We start from the raw sequence: 19,971 nt of genomic DNA on the forward strand, positions 1-19,971 counted from the left end.
CGCATCGGCTTGCATTTGCGCGAGCGAACGCCGGTCGCGCGGGCCGGCTCGCCCCGTCGCTCGGCGTGCCGAACGGTTTTCGGTCTCCGCGGCGACGACTCGAACGTGAACAGGTCCCTCCACCCCGCGCTCGTCTTCGGCGTCGCGTTCGTCGTCGCGCTCCCGCTCGGATTCATCTTCGCGCCGGACCCGACCGGCGTCGCCCCGCTTTTCCTCACCGCCGGACTGACCGTCGTCATCGGACTCCCGGCGTACCTCGGACTCTCTCGGGCGACCGGACCGGAGTCGTGAAAAAAGCGCGCGGCCGGTGAATCGTCGATTCGGGTTATAGCGCCGCTTTGTACGCTTCCAGCGTCTCCTCGATGTCCTCGTCGGTGTGGGCGTAGGAGACGAACTGCGACTCGAACTGGTTCGCCGTGAGGAACACGCCGTGGTCTTTCATCTCCTGCCAGAAGACGCGCTCCCAGCGGTCGGTCTCGGCGTTCGACACGTCCGCGCCGGTCTTCGGACAGGCGTCGTAATTGGGACACGACTCGACCTGCGCACAGCCGTCGGCGCAGGCGTCGGCGCGCTCGGCCGCGCCGTGGCGCGTGAACACCGTCTTGAACATCGAGTCCGTGCCGACGACGGTGTACTCGGGGGCCTGGTCTTCGAGGATGTCGGTGATGCCCGCCCGAAGCTTCTCGCCGAGGCGGTTGACGTGCCCGTACACGTCGTTTTCGGCGGCGTACTTCAGGTACTCGTGGCCCGCGGCCATCGTGACCGGGTGGCCCGAGAAGGTGCCCGACTGGAACACGTCGCCGCCGGGGGTGAACTGCTCGACGAGCTCGGCCTTCCCGCCGACCGCGCCGACGGGGAAGCCGCCGCCGATAATCTTCCCGAACGTCGTGAGGTCGGGCGTGACGCCGAACTTGCCCTGCGCGCACTGGAGGCCGCCGACGCGGAAGCCGGTGATGACCTCGTCGAAGATGAGGAGCGCGCCGTGGTCCTCGGTCACGTCGCGGAGGGCTTCGAGGTAGCCGTCGACCGGGTGGACGATGCCCGTGTTCGCCAGAATCGGCTCGGTCAGCACCGCCGCGATGTCCTCGCCGTGTTCCTCGAACACCTCGCGGACCGTCTCCTCGTCGTTGAAGGGGACGGGGATGGTGTGGTCGGCGAACGACGAGGGGATGCCGGGCGTCGAGGGCTTCGCGCCGCCGGGGCCGCCCTCGACGAGCGTGGACTCCTGTGCGCCGTGGTAGCCGCCCTGCATGACGACGATTTTGTCGCGGCCGGTGACGCCGCGGGCGAGGCGGACCGCCGAGACGGTCGCCTCCGTGCCGGAGTTGACGAACCGGAGCATCTCGACGGAGGGGACGTGCCGCTCGACGAACTCGGCGTGTTCGACCTCGATTTCGGTCGGCGCGCCGTACATCGGCCCGGCGGCGGCGTGCTTCTGGACAGCCGACTGGACGGGCTCTGGCGCGTCGTGGCCGTAGAGGAGCGGCCCGTAGCCCATCACGTAGTCGACGTAGCGGTTCCCGTCGGCGTCGATGACGTGCGCGCCGTCGCCGCGCTCGACGAAGAACGGGTACGGTTGCGTCGCCCGGACCGAGGAGTTCACGCCGCCCGCGAGCACGGACAGCGCGCGGTCGTACAGCGCCCTTGACTCGTCGTGGTTCATGCGCGGCGGTTCGGCCGCTCGCGGGAAAGACCTTACTGGGCCGGCCGCACCTGCCACCGGCGAACCACCGGACGGGGAGACGCCCGCTCGACTGGAACTCGGGACCGTGGCGACCTCTCGGCTCGCTCCGGCGGCGACCTATCGGGCCGTCCCGTCGGCGGCGGCGTCAGCGCCCTCGGCGTCGCCGGCGTCCTCGACCGACCCGGCCAACAGCAGACCGACCGCGTCGTTGAGCGCGTGGATGCAGACGAGCGCCACCACGTCGCGCACGAGGAGGTACATGACCGTCGTCAGGAGCGCGGGGACGGCGATTCTGGCGACCGCGCCGCGCTCCCAGCCGACGGCGTGGCTCGCGGTGAACGCGGCGAACGAGACGCCGCCCGCGAGGAGCGGGCTACCGGTGAGTTCGAGCAGGCGCTCGATAGCGTAGCCGTGGAACAGCACCTCCTCCGTAATCCCGGCGGTCCCGGCCACGAACAGCCGGTGTCTGACCGACAGCGAGGCCAGTCCGGCCATCCCCTCGTCGAGACCGCCCACGCCGAGTCGGTCGAAGACGGGCGTCGTCACCGCGTTCGCGACGAAGAGGACGAAGACGCCGCCGCCGACCACCGCCACGAACGCGAGGGGGGCAAGCGAGCGGCCGGTCATCGACGACAGCGGCCGCCCCTCGACGACGAGGACGTAACCGCACAGGAGGGCGAAGACGGCCCACTTGTTCGCGTCGCTGACGAGGAGGTCGGCGCGGAGGCCGTCGGGTTCGGCGAGGTACCGGTCGGCGAGCAGGCCGACGGCGGCCATCCCGAACAGCGCGACGGCGAGTCCGCCGAGGACCGCGACAGTCACCACGTGGAGCCACCGCTCATCGTCACGACGCTCGGTGCGGAGCGGAAAAACGGTTTCGCGTGGGGTCGGCGCTCGGCCCGCGAGGGGCCGCGGGTATCTTCGACCGAGGGAGGACGCCCGTCGACCGCGACCGACGACGAGAGAACGGCCGCGAGATTCAGACGGCGTCGCGTCCGGTCTTGCCGGTGCGGACCTGAACCGCGCTCTCGACGGGGAGGGTGAACACCTTCCCGTCGCCTTTCTCGCCCGTCTGGGCGGCGTCGGCGATGGCCTCGACCACGTCGTCGGCGGGGATGTCGGCGACGACGCACTCGATTTTGACCTTCTGGTGGAGGTCGACGGTGTACTCCTCGCCGCGCCACTGGCTCTTTTTCGCGGGCTGGGAGCCGCGGCCGGAGACGTTGGTAACGGTGAGCGACGGCGCGCCGATTTCGGCGAGCGAGGTCTTCACGTCGGAGAGCTTGTCGGGGCGGATGACGGCCATCACCATCTTGATGTCACCGTCGTTCGGCAGGTCGGAATCACTCATGGGTTAGTCCTCCCGGCCCGTCGTCATGAATCCATCCCCGCTCGGGACGCCGGAGCCGTCGGTGCGGATGCCGGTGTCGGCGTCGGGCGAACCGAACTCGGGGTAGGTGTCGACGCCGTGTTCGGCGGTGTCGAGGCCCTCGCGCTCGTGGTCGGAGGAGACGCGGACCTGTCCGACGGCGCGGAAGCCGCCGAAGACGACCGCGGTCGCGACGAACGTCCAGATGGCGATGACGCCGACGCCGATGACCTGCGGGACGGCGAGCGAGACGAACGACGCGCCGTCGTGCCACAGCGGGACGGCGAACACCGGGTAGAGGAGCGTGCCGAGGACGCCCGCGGAGCCGTGGACGGGGAAGACCGCACAGACGTCGTCGATTTGGAGGCGCTTTTCGACGAACTCGAAGACGACCGGGAGCTGTGCGCCGGCGAGGAGGCCGACGACCAGCGCGCCCGGCCAGACGATGTCGTTCGCGATGGCGGTAATGCCGACGAGGCCGGCGAGGACGCCGTTGGCGACGTAGAGCGTGTCGACCTTGCCGGTCTTGTACATGGCGACGCCGCCCGCGCCGATTGCGCCGGCGGCCATGCCGAGGGTCGTCACGAGGGCGACGCGGCCGACGTAGGCGAAGGAGCCGAGCGAGACCCCGCCGTCGGCGTACGCCAGCGGCGCGGCGGCGGTGCCGACGTTGAAGCCGTACCAGCCGAACGCGAGGATGAGCGTGCCGAGGACAGCGAACGTGATGGAGTGGCCGGGGATGACGTTCGCGGTGCCGTCGGGCTTGAAGCGGTCCATGCGCGGGCCGATAATCCACGCCGCGGTGAGGCCGGCGATGCCGCCCATGCCGTGGACGATCATGCCGCCGGCGAAGTCGTGGAAGCCGAGGGCGGAGAGGAAGCCGCCGCCCCACGTGAAGCCGACGACGACGGGGTAGATGACGCCCGCGATGAGGATGGTGTACGTGAGGTACGCGCGGAGTCGGGCGCGGCCCGCCACGGCACCGGAGACGATGGTGGCGGCGGTCATGGCGAAGACGGCTCCGAACAGCCAGTCGACCCACGCCGTCGTCGCCGACGCCTCGGGCGCGTAGAGGCTCATGAACGCCCCGGAAATCGTCGTCGCGGGGCCGCCGGTGAAGGCGGCGACGATGGACGACACGGCCGCGCCGAGCAGGAAGAACACGATGACGCCGATACTCCACGTCAGCAGGTTCTTGGTCAGTTGGTTGGCGACGTTCTTCGCGCGGACCTGCCCGGCTTCGAGCATGGCGAAGCCGGCGTGCATGAAGAAGATGAGGAACGTGACCGTGAGGACCCACACGAGGTTTACGCCCTCGACGACCGAGGCGAGGTCGGTCTGCAGGGGTGTCAACATACGATGCCTCCGGCGAGCGGTTCGAGCTGGGAAGTTGGACAGTCGTTCATATTGGTGCTCGATTCGCGACCGAATGTCTCGCGAACCATGAGAGATGCTATCTACATACGTTCATATAACGGTTCGCGTTGACAAACGTCTACAAAAAGGCCCTCTGAGAGACGTATGTCCGATATAAGATGGAGTATGTCTTGTATAAGGACGTAAGGTTGGCACTCTGTGGACAAATGTTGCCACGCAATCCTACGAACGTAGTGTCGGAAAAGTAATTAAAACGACGCGGGGCGTTCGTCGAACCCCGGTCGAGTGCGCACTCGCGCGGACCGCGGCGAGAGCGGCGAAAGGAGACTTCGAGTCGGTTTCGGCCGAGGGTGCGCGCTCAGACCGCCGGCTTGCCCTCCTTGCCGGTGCGGACTTGGACCGCGCTCTCGACGGGGAGGACGAATATCTTCCCGTCGCCTTTCTCGCCCGTGTGGGCGGCGTCGGCGATGGCCTCGACCACGTCGTCGGCGGGGATGTCGGCGACGACGCACTCGACTTTGACCTTCTGGTGGAGGTCGACGGTGTACTCCTCGCCGCGCCACTGGCCCTTCTTGGCGGGCTGGGAGCCGCGGCCGGAGACGTTAGTGACGGTGAGCGACGGCGCGCCCGCCTCGGCGAGCGAGGTCTTCACGTCCGAGAGCTTGTCGGGGCGGATGATGGCCATCACCATCTTGATGCCCTGTTCGTCGGCCTCGTCGCTCATTGGCTGTCACCTCCGTTGGCTTCGACGGTCTCGTCTTTCACGACGCCACCGTCGGTGCGCACGTCGCTCCCGCCGTCGGTCGCCGTGGGCGAGCCGAGCGCGCCGTCGGGACCGGCGTCGCCGACGAATTCGGGGTAGACCGAGACGCCGTGTTCGCCGGCGTCGAGGCCCTCTTCTTCCTCTTCTTCCGAGACGCGGAGGCCGAAGACGGCGTCCGCGATGGCGAAGACGATGGCCGAGGCGATGATGGTCCACGCGGCGATGACGACCACGCCGACGACCTGCATCACGAGCTGGGTGCCGGAGAAGCCGCTAACCGCGAAGACCGGGATGAGCGCCGTGCCGACCGCGCCCGCGACGCCGTGGACGGCGAAGACGCCACACACGTCGTCGATCTTGAGCGAGTCGACGGTCCAGCGGTACGCCGGCAGGACGATTGCGCCGCCGAGCGCGCCGAGGATGAGGCCGCCCCACCACGTGACGTGGGGGACCGCGCCGGTGACTGCGACGAGGCCGGCGAGCAGGCCGTTCGCCATCCAGAGGGGGTCGGGCTTGCCCTGGTAGCTCGTCGAGACGATCATCGCGGCGACCGCGCCGGCGCCCATGCCGAGGGTCGTCACGAGGGCGACGCGACCGAGCGCGGCACCCATGAACTCCAGACCGCCGCTTTCGGTGGTCGCGAGGACGGTCGCCTGCGTGCCGACGTTGAAGCCGTACCAGCCGAACGCGAGGATGAGCGTGCCGAGGACGGCGAGCAACATCGAGTGGCCCGGGATGGGCTGGCTGTTGCCGTTCGCGTCGAAGCGGCCCTTACGCGGGCCGACCATCTTCGCGCCGACGAGACCGGCGACGCCGCCGCACATGTGGACGACGGTCGCACCGGCGAAGTCAAGGTAGCCGACGCCGAGGGCGGCACCGATGTAGCCGCCACTCGAGAGGAGGCCGCCGGACCACGTTATGCCCTGCACGACGGGGTAGATGAACCCCGTGATGGTCGCCGCGAAGACGATGTACGCGCGGAAGTCCATGCGCTCTGCGACCGCGCCCGAGACGATGGTGGCGGCGGTCATGGCGAAGACGGCCCCGAAGAGCCAGTCAATCCACGCGCCGGAGTCGCCGATGTACGAGAACGCGGCGGCGACGTCGAAGCCGCCGGACGACGTGAGGCCGCCGACGATTGTCGCGACCCCCGCGCCGACGAGGAAGTAGACGAGCACGCCGAGCGCCCAGTCGGTCATGTTCTTCATCAGCACGTTGCCCACGTTCTTCGCGCGTACCTGCCCTGCCTCTAAGAGCGCGAAGCCCGGTTGCATGAAGAAGATGAGGAACGAGACGACGAGGATCCAGACGTAGTTGACCCCCTGCGCAATAACGCCCGGGTCGACCTGGAGCGGTATCACGACTGACCACCCCATGCGGTCTCCGGTGACCGTTCAGTTACTTTTTCTCCGTATCCGTGTGGATTCTGGTGCTTCATCACGGTTCGGCTTCATGGTGAGTCAGTACATAAAGTGTGGGGTTGGTTTTGTCAAATTTAGCAAGGCGTAATACCACAACTGCACAAAATAGGCTAGAATATTACGCATATAAGGTTGTATATCGTCCAAGGATTTTGAGATTCTCCGGAGTTCGGTGGACGAACGTTCAGGAAAATGTTGCCTAACAAGTGTGTTTTGGCCGTGCGCGCCCTGGTATCGTTTCCCGTGGTTCGGCCCTCGAACCGCGTCGTTCCGCGGGTCGAGCGGCCGTCCGAGAGCCGGCCGGCTCACCCGCCCGCCGTCTCAGTCGAGTTGCCGCGCGACGCGCTCTGCGAAGTACGTGATGATGAGGTCTGCGCCCGCTCGCTTCATCGACAGAAGCGACTCGCGGGCGACCGCGTCGAGGTCCAGCCAGCCCTTCTCGGCGGCGGCGTGGAGCATCGCGTACTCGCCGGAGACGTTGTAGGCGGCGACCGGGTGGTCGTAGCCCTCGCGGATGGCGCGGACGATATCGAGATACGGCAGGCCCGGCTTGACCATCAGCACGTCCGCGCCCTGTTCCACGTCGAGTGCGACTTCGCGAAGCGCCTCGCGGGCGTTCGCCGGGTCCATCTGGTAGTGTCGTCGGTCGCCGAACGCCGGCGCGCCGTCGGCCGCGTCGCGGAAGGGACCGTAGAAGGCGCTCTCGTACTTCGCGGCGTAGGACATGATTGGTATCTCGTCGTGGCCGGCGTCGTCGAGCGCGGCGCGAATCGCGCCGACCATCCCGTCCATCGAGGCCGAGGGTGCGACCATGTCCGCGCCCGCCTCGGCGTGGGAGACGGCCGTCTCCGCGAGCAGGTCGAGCGTCGGCCCGTTTTCGACCGTCAGCGTCGGGTCGTCCTCGGCGTGGTCCTCCAGCACGCCGCAGTGGCCGTGGTCGGTGTACTCGCAGAGACACACGTCGGTGATGACGTAGGCGTCCGTCTCGGCGGTGATGGCGCGGACGGCCTCCTGTACGACCCCGTTTCGCGCGTACGCGCGAGACCCCTCGGGGTCCTTCGACTCGGGGATGCCGAAGACGATGACGGCCTCGACGCCGGCCTCGCGCACCTCGGCGACGCGGTCGGCCGCCTCGGCGACGGGCACGCGCTCGTGGCCCGGCATGGACTCGATGGGGACGCGCTCGTCGGTCGTCGCGTCGACGAAGACGGGCGCGACGAGGTCGGTCGCGTCGAGCGTCGTCTCCGAGACGAGCGGGCGAATCCCGTCGGTTCGAAGCCTGCGGGGGCGGTCGGTGAACTCCATACGCGGGGTTCGGTCGGCGGCGGCAAAATGCCGTCGCTCCCGTCGGTTCGCGCCGCGTTATCCAAACCATAATGAACACGATGCCGCTCGAAACACACAGGACATGAGTGCCTTCACCGCCCAACTCCCCCACTTCCTCCGGGACCTCCTCGCGTCGGACCTCGCCCTCGTCGCCCTCTTTTTCGTGTTCGTACTGGAGGGCGCGATGCTCCTCTACGTCGCGCCGAGCGAACTCCTCGTACCCGGGGCGCTGGCGCTGGTCGGCGACCGACTGTTGCTCCCGATTCTCGGCGTCGCCGTGCTCGGCGCGACCGTCGGTCAGGTCGGGCTGTTCCTCGTCGCCAAGCGGGGCGGCCGCGAGTACCTCCTGTCGCGGTCGTGGTTCCGCGTGAGCGAAGACTCACTCGACCGGTTCGACGGCTGGTTCGACCGCTGGGGACCCGTCGTCGTTCCGCTGAGCAACGCGATGCTGTTCACGCGCGGGATGCTCACCGTGCCGGCCGGGCTGTCCGGGATGTCGGCGAAGCGGTTCCTCGCGCTCTCGGCGCTCGGGACCGTCGCGTTCGAGAGCGCGCTCGCGGCGCTGTACGTGTTCGGTGGTCAGGTACTCGCGTGAGCGGACGCGGGGCCGCGCGAGGCGACCCGGCGCGGCGACGGTAGGCAGGCGCTAGTGGAGGGACTGCCGTGGAGCGGCCGTCACTTTGTTCGGTTAATATCGAGTTTTTCCTTCAGGGCGGCGAGTTCCTCGGATTCGGCGAGTTCCTCGACCCGCTTGCGGAAGTGTCGCTCGCAGAGGCCGACCTTAATGTGGTCTTTCTCGGCGGCGTATGCGGCCTCACGGTCGCAGTAGTGACACTGCATACCGCCCCTTCAGTTCCGATAGGATTTAACTCTACGCCCCACGGCACGTTCCGAGTTATTCACGGACTAACACGGTTAGAGACCGTCTACCGCCGCGGCGAACCGGGCGAAGTCGGTCTCCGGCGGCCCGGCGCGACCGAGCGTCTCGTCGTGGGCGTCGCTCCCGCCCGTGGCGAGCAGGCCGTAGCGCTCGATGGCCTCCTCGACGAGGTCGCAGTCGACGTCGAACCCGTAGGGGTAGTAGCGCTCGACGGCGTCGAGGTCGGCACAGAGTTCGAGCGCGCCGGCGGGGTCGCGGTAGCGAAACGGGTGTGCGAGGCCGACCACGTCGCAGGCGTCTCGGAGGGCCGAAACGCCGTCGTCGAACGTCGGGAGTTCGCGCGCGACGTAGCAGGGGCCGTCCGCGCCGATGAGTTCGTCGAACGCGCCCTGGTAGTCGTACGGAGCCTCGCTGGCGTCGACGGCGCGGGCGACGTGGGGTCGGCCGACCCCGTCGTGGATGTCGATGTCGAGGTCGACCCCGGTTTCCGCTTCGACCGCCGCGACGATTTCGCGCGCCCGCTCGACGCGGTTGCGCTGGAGTCGTTCGACCACCTCGACGAGGGCGGGTCGCTCCCTGAGGCCGTAGCCGAGGAGGTCGACCCGGCGGTCGCCGGCGTCGACGCGCAGTTCGATGCCGCGGACGACTGTCACGCCGTCGCGTTCGACCACCGGCGCGTCGAGGTCCGGGTGATAGCGGTCGTGGTCCGTCACGGCCACCACGTCCACCCCGCCCGCGCGGGCCGCGTCGGGGAGCGCGTCGATGGTGAGCCGGCCGTCCGAGGCGGTCGTGTGGAGATGGAGGTCCGCGACCGGCGGGCTGTCGTCCATGCATCGTGGTCGGAGCGAGGGGGAGACAAACGTTGCGCCCCGAACGTCATTAAGGACAATTAAGGACTCCAATGCCACTAATCAAATACATGGAAAATCATTAAGGATGGTGAGAGTTCATGTGTGGGTGTAATGCGCCTGAACGGACTCGGCGACGCCATCGATCGCCACGAATACCCGATTAGCTCGACCGACTTCGCCCAGCGGTACGGCGACAAAGTAATCGAGCTACAGAACGGCCAGGAGACCGTCGCACAGATTCTGGCCCGTCTCGGCGACGAGACGTACACGTGCCCGCAGGACGTGCGGGACGCCCTCTTCACCGGCGTCGGCCACGAGGCAATCGGTCGTCGGTACTACAGCGACCGCGACCCCTCCCCGCTCGGTGAGAACGGACCAGAGATGGTCTCGTTCTGAGGTCGGCCCCGTCTCACTCCGATTTTTCTTTCTGACCGTGACTCCCGAGCCGTCGGCTCGCCGTTTCGCTCGTTAGTTCGTTGATTCGACCGCACTCCCGTCGCTCGTTGGCGGAGGCGGACGACAGCCGAATAGAGCGACCCCGTCAGTCAGAGAGCCACGGCAGGTCCACCGGAACGGACCCCTTCGAGTAGCCTTCGACCTCGCCCGACGGCCGGAGGCGGAAGACGACGGCCGGTCGGTGCCGAACGTCGGGCCGTTCGCCCATGATGGCGGCCCAGTCGTCGTCGGGGAACGACGAGCAGTCGACGAACAGCGTCACGCCGCCGCCGTGTTCGGCGAGTTGGCCCTCGCCGTTGGTCTTGGTCTGCGCCGTGTCGCGGATGGCGGCGATGGGGTTGCTCACGGAGCGTCGGTTCGGCGGGAGCGGGCGCGTCACCTCGATGAGCGCGCCGCCCGCGGGGGTGTTCTCCGCGCGGAAGTCGATGGAGTGGCCGGTCGTCACGGCGATTTCGGGCGTGATGTCGTACCCCGCCTCGTCGAGGAGGTACGCCACGTCGAACTCGCCCATCGCCGCGGCCATCCGTATCGGGTCGAAGTACTCCGAGGTGCCGAGCTTTCCGGCCATGACCTCGCGGTACTCGTCGAGGACGCCCGTGGCGAAGAACGACTCGTAGAACGCAAGCGCCTCCTCGCGGGTCGCGTCGGGGAAGCCCGCGGCGTGGTCGCGGAAGAACTCGCGGGTCGTCTCGCGGCCGTCCTTCGAGAGGAACACGGGGAGGAAGAACCACGAGAGATGCGGATAGGGCTTCAGCCACGGCGACTGGTCGAACAGCTCGGCGATGAGTTCGCGCTGGGCCCACCGGGAGACCTCGAAGGGAGCCTCGGCGAAGCCCTCCTTGTCGGTCCGCCACAGCGAACTCGGCGTCTCCGTGTTGCCTATCCAGTAGGCGTGGTCGTCGGACCACGCGAACAGCGCGGTGTCGCCGTTGTCCATGTCGAACCGTCGGGCCTCGTAGCCGTCGGGCGGTGCGTACCACGGCGCACCCATCTCGGCACCGAGGTTGGCGTCGAGCGGCTGGAAGACGTCGCGGGTGATGCGCGACTCGTCCCAACGTCCGGGGGCGTAACGAAAGCGAAGCGGGCGTGCCACACACGGTGTAGTTCGGCGATTGCTTTTACCCTTTCCCGCCGCGGCTCCAGATTTCGGTCCCATCCCCCCCGTCTCCGGGTTCGGGTCGCCCGGACCGCCACGAACATCACGGTTGTGAATGTCTCCGATAGCTATATGTGCTACAGCCACACATGGTAAGTCGAACCATGTCAATGGGGGCATACGACGAAGCCGAACACGAACGCCGCGAGCGGATGACGAGTCAGGTCGAACCCGGGACCGACGACGACCGGAAGACCTACCGCGGCAGTGTCGAGTACGACTCCGGCGACTCGACCGACGCGCTACTCGAACAGTTCAAGCGGATGAAGTCCCACGACTGACCCGTTCCTCACGTCCTGTTCCTGCGTCCCTCACGTCCTCGTCAGCGCCGCCGCCGTCACCGAGACGACGGTCACGGCGACGACGTGTCCGCCGACCGCGAGCAACAGCACCGGCTGGTCCGCGACGAACGGGAGCAACAGCACCTGCGCGACCGCGAACCCGACGTTTAGCAGGTTCACTCGCCTGACCGTCTTCGCGGTCGGACCGTCGAACCGATAGCGGACGGCTCCCCAGAGGCCGACGACCGCCGCCCACCACGACGTGCCGATTCGGTAACAGAGGTCCCAGAGGACGAGCAGTGTCAGGTAGACCACCACGACCGGCGGCTCGGGGCCGAACAGCGTCGTCATGAGCGGCGTTCCCGGTTGCCGGGGGTCGAAGACGAACAGGTGCGTCACGAGCGCGACGAACGCGAGCACGCCGAGCACGACTTCGATGCTCGACCCGAAAAGCAGGCGTCGATAGGGCGCGGGCACTCTCGCGGCGCGGGTCCACTCGCCCATGCGGAGCATCACGACGCTCCCCGCGGCCGCGACGACGATGGCCGCGGTGCCCGCGACCGCCGCGGCCCACAGGTCGTACACCCACGCGAACACGAGCACCGCGACCTCGAAGACGGCGATTTGGAGGGCGATAGCGCCCGCCTCGCCGATGTTCACGCCCGGGAGCGCGCCGACGATGCTCTCGTACACCCACGTCTCGCCGTACTCCGGGGCGTCGTTCATATCCCGCTCCTACGGCCCCGCGGTATATCAATCGCCGCCGCGCTGGAGGCGTTCGGGACGCGCGGGCGGGCGGTTCGCGTCCCGCTCACGTCGGGGTCGTCGGTTCCGGCTCCGGTTCCGCGGCGTTCTCTCGGGTTCCGCGCTCCTCGCGGAGCGCCCGCTCGACGGCGGCGTCGAACGGCGTCTCCTCTACCTCGACGATGTCGCGGATGCGGTCGTCGCCGACGACGACGGGGTTTTTCAGCCCCTCGATGAGCGGCCGGGCCACGCCCGTGTCCACGTCGGTCACGAGCCCAATCCAGTACGACGAGAGCCGCGGCGTCAACACGGGCACGGGGACGATTCGGGGCGCGTGACCCAACTGCGCGCCGACGCGCTGGAGCATCTCCCGGTAGGTGAACACGTCCGGGCCGCCGATTTCGTAGGTCTCGCCCGCCGTCTCGGGGTGGTCGAGGACGCCCGCGAGGTAGGCGACCACGTCCGCGATGGCGATGGGCTGACACCGCGTCTCGACCCACTGCGGCGTCACCATGACCGGGAGGCGCGTGGCGAGCTGGCGGACCATCTCGAAGCTCGCGCTCCCCGCGCCGACGATGATGGCCGCCCGGAGCGTCGTGAGCGCGGGCGCGCCCGACGCGAGGATGTGTTCGACCTCGCGGCGCGACCGCAGGTGCGCCGAGAGCCGATCGCGGTCCTCGCCGAGGCCGCCGAGGTAGACGATTCGCCCGACGCCGGCGGACTCGGCCGCGTCGACGAAGTTGCGGGCGGCGAGTCGGTCGCGCGCCTCGAAGTCGCCGCCGGCGTGCATCGAGTGGATGAGGTAGTACGCCGCGTCGACGCCCGCCATCGCGGGGTCGAGCGTCGCCGGCTCGAAGATGTCGCCTTCGACCACGTCCGCGCCGGGCGGACCGTCGTAGCGCGCCGCGTCGCGGACGAAGACGACCACGTCGTGGCCGGCGTCGAGGAGGAGGGGAACGAGGTGCCGGCCGACGAACCCGGTCGCCCCGGTCACGAGAACTCTCATGATACACGGTAGCGTCGCTCACGATGTTAACGTATCGCCCGTCAGACCCGCCGGCAACTGCCCGGTCCCTGCCGGTCACCCGCCGCCTCCTCTCCCCCCGTCACCCGCGGCTTAGTCGCCGCCGCGAACCGCGTCCCACCCGGGCGTCTCCGGCGCGCCGCGAGCGACTTCGACCTCGTCGGGGTCGGGCGCGTCGGCGGCCGCGCTCCCGAGGCGACCGGCGACCGCGTTCCACGCGGCGACGGTCTCGCCCGCCCACGACTCGCTTTCGAGCGTCTTCGCACGCGCCCGCGAGGCGCGTTCCTCGTCCACCTCGGTCGAACCGGGGTGCGACCCGACCGCGACGCCGACGAACTCCGCGCGGTCCTCCGGAGTCAGGTCGCGGGTTTCGAGGTGTTCGATAGTTCCCGCCAACCGCTCGGGCTCGGGGTGGACGAACAGTTTCGCGCCGAGGGCGTGGGGACCGAGGAGCAGGCCGTGGAGGTCGTCCGGGGCCGCGTCGTCCAGCAGGCGCTCGCCGCCGTGGTGTCGCTCGACGCGCTCGCACTCGGTCTCCTGTTCGAGGACGAGGTTGTGACCGGGGTACTCGGCGCACTCGTCGGGGTAGAACTCGGTGTCGTGGATGCGGCACTGGAGGGTCTCGGGGTCGAGAAACGCGCAGGCGCGGAGCCACGTCCGCTCCAGTCCGAACGGCGCGACGGGTTTCGGCGGCTTCCGCATCCCGACGAAGAACGCGGGATTTCCGTCGATGGCCGCGAGTTCGACGCCGTCGATTTCGACGCCCTCGCCCGGTGGGGCTTCCCACAGCCGCGGGGTGAGGGAGTCGCCGAGTCCCGCCGCCACGAAGTCACGAATCTCGTCGCGGGTCAGCGGGACGAGGTTGTACGTGTCGTCGAGCGGCGCGCGCGGCCCGCGGCGCTCGTGGTCGAGCGCGACCGGCGCGACCGGCCGCCAGTCGATACAACACCCCGCACAGCCTTCGCAGTCGACGCGCATGCCGCGAAAGTTATACGCCAGCCGACAAGAAGCTCCCGGCGGCACGGCGACGCCGGTCGATTCCGGCCCCGACGACGCGGCGGGGCGCTTTTGCCGCCTCGGGCCTTCGGTTCTCTCATGACCTCCGAACCGTGCGACGCCTGCGGGAAGGGCGTCCGCATCGCCGGCGGCATCGGCGACCTCTGGAACTTCCCCACGTCCTCGTCCGGCGGGATGACGCTGGAACTCGTCGACGGCTCCGAGCACTTCCTCTGTTTCGACTGCATGGAGCGACTGCCGGGCGACCGCGAACCGACGGCCGAAGACGTGGCGGCGCTCTAACGCTCGCTTCCGTCGCCCGCTTCGACTGCGACACGAGACAGAGGCGTCCGAACCGAAAGCGGTCGTCGAGTTTCGTCTACCACGATGTGATAAAGTATAACCCACAATCACGATTACTACCGTTTAAGCCGTAACCGAGAGGTTGCGGCGTCAAGACCCACCGCCGGACGAAGTTGGACGGACTCTCCCGTTAATCCTTAATCCAGTTAACGTTGGGAGCCCGCTCTGGTGGACTCTGAGCCGTGGGCAGACTACGCGAAAATGTCCACAGAAAGTGGAGGAGGTATCCTCCGTCGGCGGTGGGCTACGCTGAGCAAGAAGTTCAGTTCCCTTTCAACGTGGGAGAAACTGAGCAGGGCACGCGAGGTCCTGAAGACGGCCTACTGGCTGTTGAAAGTCCTCATCGCCCTCAGTACCCTCGTGGTACTCCTGTAGAGGCGTAGTCCACTACGAAGAATCGGCTCCAGAATATAAGGGGAACATTCCCTTTCGTCCCGATACCTCTCTGGAACCGTTACAATTATATTCGAAACTGGCGTAGCTGTACTTGGATTAAGGATTAACGGGAGAGTCTGAGTAGCCGTTTATTGGACTCTTCCACCTCAACGCTTCTGAGCCGCGGCTTCACTCGCCAACGCGTACCTGTGGTCAATCCTCGGAGGCCTTCGTCCGCTCGAACAGCTTGGGCTGTACCGTTCTTCCAGCACCCGTCATACCGCTTCTGGAGGGGAGCGGTGGATTTAGGCCCGTCCGAGGACTCCATCGACCGTGGACCCGTCGCGCATCATCGACTCGTTTCCGGCCCCCAGTTTCCGCGGCGCGCAGGAGCGGGCCCTGCGTGACATCCGCGACGCCTTCGCCGACGGCAACGACGTGGTCTTGGTCCGCGCGCCGACCGGGAGCGGCAAGTCGCTTCTCGCCCGCGCCATCGCGGGGTCGGCGGCGACCGTCGACGAGACCTCGCCCGCGCAGGCGACCGACGCCTACTACACGACCCCGCAGGTGTCGCAACTGGACGACGTGGCCGAGGACGACCTGCTTTCGGACCTCAAGATAATCCGCGGCAAGTCGAACTACAACTGCATCGTCTGCGGGGAGGAAGACACCCCCGTCGACCGCGCTCCCTGCGCCCGCAAGCGCGGCTTCGACTGCTCGGTCCGGCACCGCTGTCCGTACTTCTCCGACCGCGCCATCGCGTCGAACCGCCAAATCGCGGCGATGACGCTCGCGTACTTCATGCAGACCGCCGGCTCCGACGTGTTCCGAAAGCGCGACGTGGTCGTCGTCGACGAGGCCCACGGTCTGGCCGAGTGGGCCGAGATGTACGCGACGATCGACCTGAAGCCCCGGACCGTGCCGGTGTGGGACGACATCGGCGTCCCCGACGTGGCGGCCGCGGGCGACCCCGTCGAGCGCGCCTCGCGCTTCGCGGAGGCGCTCGTCGGCGTCTGCAAGCGCGAGAAAGACGAGTTGCTGACGAAGTCCGAACTGACGCCCGAGGAGGCCGCCCGCCGCGACCGCCTGCAGGAACTCATCGGCGAACTGCAGTGGTTCGTCGAGGACTACCGCGACCCCCAGAGCCCGACGACGTGGGTCGTCGACCAGCACGACGGCGAGGGGTCGCCCATCGCCATCAAGCCGCTCGACCCCGCGAAGTACCTCAAACACACCGTCTGGGACCGCGGGAACAAGTTCGCGCTCCTGTCGGCGACCATCCTCAACAAGGCGGCGTTCTGCCGCTCTGTCGGCCTCGACCCCTCGAAGGTCGCGCTCGTGGACGTCGAACACACCTTCCCCGTCGAGAACCGGCCGCTGTACGACGTGACACAGGGGAAGATGACCTACGAGCACCGCGACGAGACGCTCCCCAAAATCGCCCGGCTCGCCGTTCGCCTGATGGCGAAACACCCCGACGAGAAGGGGCTGATTCACTGTCACTCCTATGCGATTCAGGCTGAGCTTCGCCGCCGGCTCGCCGAGATGGGTCTCGGCAACCGCGTTCGCGGCCACGACCGCGACGACCGGAACGTCGAACTGGAGACGTGGAAGGCGACCGACCGCCCGAAGGTGTTCCTCTCGGTGAAGATGGAGGAGGCGCTGGACCTGAAAGGCGACCTCTGTCGCTGGCAGGTGCTCTGCAAAGCGCCGTATCTCAACACGAACGACTCCAGAGTCGCCCGCCGGCTCGAAGACGGCCAGTGGGCGTGGTACCGCCGCGCCGCCCTCCGAACCGTGATTCAGGCCTGCGGCCGGGTCGTGCGCGCGCCCGACGACTACGGCGACACCTACGTCGCCGACAGCAGTCTGCTCCAACTGTTCGACAAGACGCGGACCGACATGCCCGACTGGTTCGCGGCGCAGGTCGACCGGATGTCGGAACCGGACCTCCCCGAGTTCGACCCCGTCGCGGCCGGCGGCCGCGGGGGGAACGCGGGCGACGCGGTCGGCGGGACCGCGAACCTCGGCGGCTCGACGAGCCGGTCGTCCGGAGCGTCGGGTGCGGGCTCCGGCTCGCGGCGCGACTCGACTCGCGGTTCGGGTTCTTCGGGAAGTCGTGCGGGCGGCTCCGGTGGCGCGTCGGCCGGCGGTTCCGGTGGTCGCAAAAGCGGCGGCTCGGCCGATGGCTCGGACGACGGCGGCCGGAGCAACCACCCGCTTTCCGACGTGTGGGGCGAGTGACTACAGGAAGAGGGTGGCCCCAGAGAACAGCGCCGACCCAATCATGAGCGCGACGAGCGTCAGCGCGAGGAACTGCTGTCTGTCCATGGGCGTGCGACGGTCGGTCGGTAATTAACGTTTCTGAACCGGTTTCCACGAGTGATAACCGCGTCCCGCCGAGCAAAACCCGCCCTCCCGGTGTCATGCCATCTCGTCCCGTTCGAGAGGCAAAAATCGCCACAGTGTCCAAGAGAGCCGCCGCCTCCGATACATTTTCTCAATGATTGTTAATGCTCTTAGTCGTTTACCGAACGAGTCTCGGATATTTGGTGACGTATGTAAAGCTATAGTTCACCTAACTTTGTCTTTGACACGCTTTCTCACGAAATAGTTAACACCAATGCCCCTGAATGGTGGAGTATCGGCCATGCACACCAACGCACTCGCCACGGCGATGACACTGTATCGTAGTGGGGCACTCACACTCTCGCAGGCGGCCGCTCGCTCCGGCTACTCCGAAGACGACCTGCTTCTCGCCCTCCAGCGCCACGGCGTGCCCGTCCACGAAGACGACGCTCCGGCCGCGTCCCTCTCGGCGGACCGGCCGGCCAGCGCCGACTGATTCTGCTCCGTCGTTCGATTGTCGCCCGTTTCCCAGCGACCGCGCTCTCGGTTTTGTCGCCGATTCGGACCGCGAGCCGTAAAAAGCGCACACGCCGTCGTCGCCGCGTTCCGCCTCTCTCCTGGTTGTTCTCCGCTTATTCTTCGTCTTCGTCGTCGACGACTTCCTCGGGGAGGATGTGCAGTCCCGACCGGCTCTTGAGGACCGGCACCATCGCCGCGTCGGGGTCGAAGTAGTCCGGCCGCGGGATGGTCTTCGCCTCGTACGTCTCGGGGTCGAGCACCTGCACGGCGTGTTCGTCCTCGACGGTGACGACGGTGGTCTCCTCCGCGTCCTCGACGGAGCCGAGGTCCTCGGCCTCGGGGCGCTCGCCCTCCTCGAACTCCGACTCGTAGGGGTCGCCGGAGGTGAGGCGCGTCCCTTTGAGGCGGCCGCGGTTGCTCCGCACGAGGACCGGCCCGTCGCCGTCCTCGGGGTCGATGACGTCGCCGGCGGTGTACCGCGGCAGGCGGGCGACGAACGTGACTCGGTAGACCTCGTTGCCGTCGCCGTCCTCCGTGACGAGCGTCGGGTGCTCCTCGATGGTGCCGCCGAAGCGCTCGCGAATCTGCTTCGCGACGCCGCTTCCCATCTTGTTGGTCGAAATCTTGATGTTCGGGCCGTTGGGCGTCCGCTTGATACTCGAGATGAACGCGTCTCGGTCGCCTTTCTCCTCGCGTTCCGCGATGTAGGACTCGGCGATTTCGATTGCCGTCTCGGCCTCCTCCGTCGTCGGCGTCCGGTCGTCGGCGCGGACCTGCACGAGGCTGGCGAAGTAGCCGCCGGCGATGCGACCACAGCGCTGGCACGTCTCGCGGGCGATGCTCACCGGGACGACGATAGACTCCTCCAGCGGCGTGCCGCGGACGACGCCCGAGAAGTGACAGTGCATTCGGATGTTGTTCTCGTCGACCTGCTCGGGCTCGACGCCCCAGCGGACCTCCTCGGCGTTGAGGTGGACGCCGAGGGAGTTCGACACCTCCTCGATGGCGATGTCGGTGTAGTCGCGCGCGCCGACGTCGACCCACCGGTTGCCCCGGTGAATCGCGCCGCACTGCGCGCAGACGCGGACCTGCACCTCGTCGGGCGCGTCCACGAGGTCGAAGTCCTCGAAGTAACACGAGTCACAGAGCACGTCGTCTCGCTCGCGCGGCATCCCGGGGAGCGGTTCCGGCCGCTCCGGAACCGGGTCGCCGCACCGAGGGCAGAAGTCGCGGGATTCGCTCATTGACGGCTCTAGTCCGTTCGACCGCTTAAGTTCGGCGTCACGGCGCGACGGCGAGCGTCGGCCGTCGTCGCCCGAGCGCGACCTCCGGCCGCCGCCGACGCGTCTCAGTGCTCGCCCGCCCCGTCGCGCAGGTACGACGCGGCCTCCTCGTCGGACACCTGCGCGAAGTCGCGGTAGAACGCGCCGACGGCCCCGAACGCCTCCGGCGACTCGACCGCGACGACCGCGTCGCACTCGGCTTCGAGCTCCGAGAGCGTGTGCGGCGGCCCGACCGGGACCGCGAGGACGACGCGCTCTGCGTCCCCGGCGACGACCTGCCGCAGGCACGCCCGGGCGGTCGCGCCCGTGGCGACGCCGTCGTCGACGACGACCACGCGCTTTTCGGCCACGTCGGGAAGCGGGTCGCCGCCGCGGTACAGAGAGACCTTCTCTCTGGCCGCCTCGGCCTCGCGCTCGCGCTCGCGGTCGAGGTAGTCGTCGCCCACGTCGAGATACGAAAGCAGGTCCTCGTTCCACCACGCGCTCCCGTCGCCGGCGACCGCCCCCACGGCGAGTTCGGGGTTGTCCGGCGCGCCGACCTTGGACGCGACGACCACGTCCAGCGGCGCTCTGAGGCGGTCTGCGACCTCTCTGCCGACGGGGAGGCCGCCGCGCGGGATGGCCAACACGAGGTCCGCCGTCTCTTCTCGCTCGTCGAGCAGGTCCGCCAGCCGGCGGCCCGCGTCTTCCCTATCGGCGAACATGTCACCCCGAGCTACGCGCTCCCGCGGCAAAACGGTGTGTCCCGATTCTT

23 protein-coding genes are annotated in these 19,971 nt (G+C 68.0%); 8 read left to right on the forward strand and 15 right to left on the reverse strand.

Annotated features, from left to right (window positions below):
- The first annotated feature begins 105 nt into the window (after nucleotides 1-105).
- Nucleotides 106-291 (forward strand): hypothetical protein, encoded by a 186-nt coding sequence (locus tag C441_RS15130; protein ID WP_188423386.1) that lies wholly within the window; start codon nucleotides 106-108, stop codon nucleotides 289-291.
- Between the two features lie 34 nt (nucleotides 292-325).
- Here C441_RS15130 and hemL read toward each other — a convergent pair whose 3' ends face one another.
- The 7 genes from hemL to hemB all read right to left on the reverse strand — a co-directional run bounded on the left by hemL (nucleotide 326) and on the right by hemB (nucleotide 7,919).
- Nucleotides 326-1,663, reverse strand: a complete 1,338-nt coding sequence (gene hemL, locus C441_RS15135; RefSeq protein WP_007275867.1) for a glutamate-1-semialdehyde 2,1-aminomutase — start codon at nucleotides 1,661-1,663, stop codon at nucleotides 326-328.
- A gap of 138 nt (nucleotides 1,664-1,801) precedes the next feature.
- Nucleotides 1,802-2,509 (reverse strand): CPBP family intramembrane glutamic endopeptidase, encoded by a 708-nt coding sequence (locus tag C441_RS15140; protein ID WP_007275868.1) that lies wholly within the window; start codon nucleotides 2,507-2,509, stop codon nucleotides 1,802-1,804.
- A gap of 154 nt (nucleotides 2,510-2,663) precedes the next feature.
- Nucleotides 2,664-3,035 carry a P-II family nitrogen regulator gene (locus C441_RS20330; RefSeq protein WP_007275869.1) on the reverse strand — a complete coding sequence of 124 codons (372 nt, stop codon included), beginning with the start codon at nucleotides 3,033-3,035 and terminating at the stop codon, nucleotides 2,664-2,666.
- 3 nt (nucleotides 3,036-3,038) lie between these two features.
- Nucleotides 3,039-4,409, reverse strand: a complete 1,371-nt coding sequence (locus tag C441_RS15150) for an ammonium transporter (protein WP_007275870.1) — start codon at nucleotides 4,407-4,409, stop codon at nucleotides 3,039-3,041.
- 379 nt (nucleotides 4,410-4,788) lie between these two features.
- Nucleotides 4,789-5,154: a P-II family nitrogen regulator gene (locus tag C441_RS15155; protein WP_004968839.1), complete on the reverse strand. Its 366-nt coding sequence runs from the start codon at nucleotides 5,152-5,154 to the stop codon at nucleotides 4,789-4,791.
- A complete protein-coding gene (locus C441_RS15160; RefSeq protein ID WP_007275871.1) occupies nucleotides 5,151-6,569 on the reverse strand; it encodes an ammonium transporter in 1,419 nt (472 codons plus the stop codon). The genes C441_RS15155 and C441_RS15160 overlap by 4 nt, the downstream gene beginning before the upstream one ends.
- Before the next feature lie 366 nt (nucleotides 6,570-6,935).
- Nucleotides 6,936-7,919: a porphobilinogen synthase gene (hemB, locus tag C441_RS15165; RefSeq protein WP_007275872.1), complete on the reverse strand. Its 984-nt coding sequence runs from the start codon at nucleotides 7,917-7,919 to the stop codon at nucleotides 6,936-6,938.
- A gap of 103 nt (nucleotides 7,920-8,022) precedes the next feature.
- On the opposite strand from hemB, the gene C441_RS15170 reads away from it, so the two are divergent.
- Nucleotides 8,023-8,535: a DedA family protein gene (locus C441_RS15170; RefSeq protein ID WP_007275873.1), complete on the forward strand. Its 513-nt coding sequence runs from the start codon at nucleotides 8,023-8,025 to the stop codon at nucleotides 8,533-8,535.
- An 80-nt stretch (nucleotides 8,536-8,615) separates the two neighbouring features.
- Here the strand turns inward: C441_RS15170 and C441_RS20030 are convergent, their stop codons facing one another.
- Together C441_RS20030 and C441_RS15175 are read right to left on the reverse strand one after the other, a co-directional pair.
- Nucleotides 8,616-8,780, reverse strand: coding sequence for a DUF6757 family protein (locus C441_RS20030; protein WP_004045157.1), 165 nt, complete (start codon nucleotides 8,778-8,780; stop codon nucleotides 8,616-8,618).
- 75 nt (nucleotides 8,781-8,855) lie between these two features.
- Entirely contained in the window at nucleotides 8,856-9,650 is a 795-nt protein-coding gene (locus tag C441_RS15175) for a PHP domain-containing protein (RefSeq protein ID WP_007275874.1), read from the reverse strand.
- Nucleotides 9,651-9,782: 132 nt separating this feature from the next.
- Between C441_RS15175 and C441_RS15180 the strand changes: the two genes are divergently transcribed.
- Nucleotides 9,783-10,067, forward strand: a complete 285-nt coding sequence (locus C441_RS15180) for a DUF5789 family protein (protein WP_004968845.1) — start codon at nucleotides 9,783-9,785, stop codon at nucleotides 10,065-10,067.
- A gap of 145 nt (nucleotides 10,068-10,212) precedes the next feature.
- Here the strand turns inward: C441_RS15180 and C441_RS15185 are convergent, their stop codons facing one another.
- Nucleotides 10,213-11,220 (reverse strand): DUF5784 family protein, encoded by a 1,008-nt coding sequence (locus C441_RS15185; RefSeq protein WP_007275875.1) that lies wholly within the window; start codon nucleotides 11,218-11,220, stop codon nucleotides 10,213-10,215.
- A 167-nt stretch (nucleotides 11,221-11,387) separates the two neighbouring features.
- Here C441_RS15185 and C441_RS20035 point away from each other — a divergent pair, with 167 nt between their 5' ends.
- Nucleotides 11,388-11,564, forward strand: a complete 177-nt coding sequence (locus C441_RS20035; protein WP_007275876.1) for a DUF5786 family protein — start codon at nucleotides 11,388-11,390, stop codon at nucleotides 11,562-11,564.
- 30 nt (nucleotides 11,565-11,594) lie between these two features.
- On the opposite strand, the gene C441_RS15190 is transcribed toward C441_RS20035, so the two are convergent.
- The 3 genes from C441_RS15190 to C441_RS15200 form a co-directional block, all read right to left on the reverse strand.
- Nucleotides 11,595-12,290 (reverse strand): DUF7530 family protein, encoded by a 696-nt coding sequence (locus C441_RS15190; protein ID WP_004968848.1) that lies wholly within the window; start codon nucleotides 12,288-12,290, stop codon nucleotides 11,595-11,597.
- Between the two features lie 85 nt (nucleotides 12,291-12,375).
- The gene (locus C441_RS15195; RefSeq protein ID WP_007275877.1) at nucleotides 12,376-13,314 is read right to left on the reverse strand and encodes an NAD(P)H-binding protein; all 939 of its coding nucleotides are present in this window, start codon (nucleotides 13,312-13,314) and stop codon (nucleotides 12,376-12,378) included.
- A 111-nt stretch (nucleotides 13,315-13,425) separates the two neighbouring features.
- Nucleotides 13,426-14,310: a YkgJ family cysteine cluster protein gene (locus C441_RS15200; RefSeq protein ID WP_007275878.1), complete on the reverse strand. Its 885-nt coding sequence runs from the start codon at nucleotides 14,308-14,310 to the stop codon at nucleotides 13,426-13,428.
- 117 nt (nucleotides 14,311-14,427) lie between these two features.
- Between C441_RS15200 and C441_RS15205 the strand changes: the two genes are divergently transcribed.
- From C441_RS15205 to C441_RS15220, 4 genes are all read left to right on the forward strand, one after another.
- Nucleotides 14,428-14,631 (forward strand): DUF7561 family protein, encoded by a 204-nt coding sequence (locus tag C441_RS15205; protein ID WP_004045177.1) that lies wholly within the window; start codon nucleotides 14,428-14,430, stop codon nucleotides 14,629-14,631.
- 228 nt (nucleotides 14,632-14,859) lie between these two features.
- Complete coding sequence (locus tag C441_RS15210; RefSeq protein WP_007275879.1) at nucleotides 14,860-15,066, forward strand: hypothetical protein; 207 nt, start codon at nucleotides 14,860-14,862, stop codon at nucleotides 15,064-15,066.
- Between the two features lie 333 nt (nucleotides 15,067-15,399).
- Nucleotides 15,400-17,310 (forward strand): helicase C-terminal domain-containing protein, encoded by a 1,911-nt coding sequence (locus C441_RS15215; RefSeq protein ID WP_007275880.1) that lies wholly within the window; start codon nucleotides 15,400-15,402, stop codon nucleotides 17,308-17,310.
- A 406-nt stretch (nucleotides 17,311-17,716) separates the two neighbouring features.
- Entirely contained in the window at nucleotides 17,717-17,911 is a 195-nt protein-coding gene (locus C441_RS15220) for a DUF7317 family protein (protein ID WP_004045182.1), read from the forward strand.
- Between the two features lie 136 nt (nucleotides 17,912-18,047).
- Here the strand turns inward: C441_RS15220 and C441_RS15225 are convergent, their stop codons facing one another.
- The gene (locus tag C441_RS15225) at nucleotides 18,048-19,178 is read right to left on the reverse strand and encodes a 60S ribosomal export protein NMD3 (protein WP_007275881.1); all 1,131 of its coding nucleotides are present in this window, start codon (nucleotides 19,176-19,178) and stop codon (nucleotides 18,048-18,050) included.
- A gap of 104 nt (nucleotides 19,179-19,282) precedes the next feature.
- Complete coding sequence (locus C441_RS15230) at nucleotides 19,283-19,921, reverse strand: phosphoribosyltransferase (RefSeq protein WP_007275882.1); 639 nt, start codon at nucleotides 19,919-19,921, stop codon at nucleotides 19,283-19,285.
- Nucleotides 19,922-19,971 lie beyond the last annotated feature (50 nt).

It is taken from the genome of Haloferax sulfurifontis ATCC BAA-897 (assembly GCF_000337835.1).
Taxonomy (GTDB): domain Archaea; phylum Halobacteriota; class Halobacteria; order Halobacteriales; family Haloferacaceae; genus Haloferax; species Haloferax denitrificans.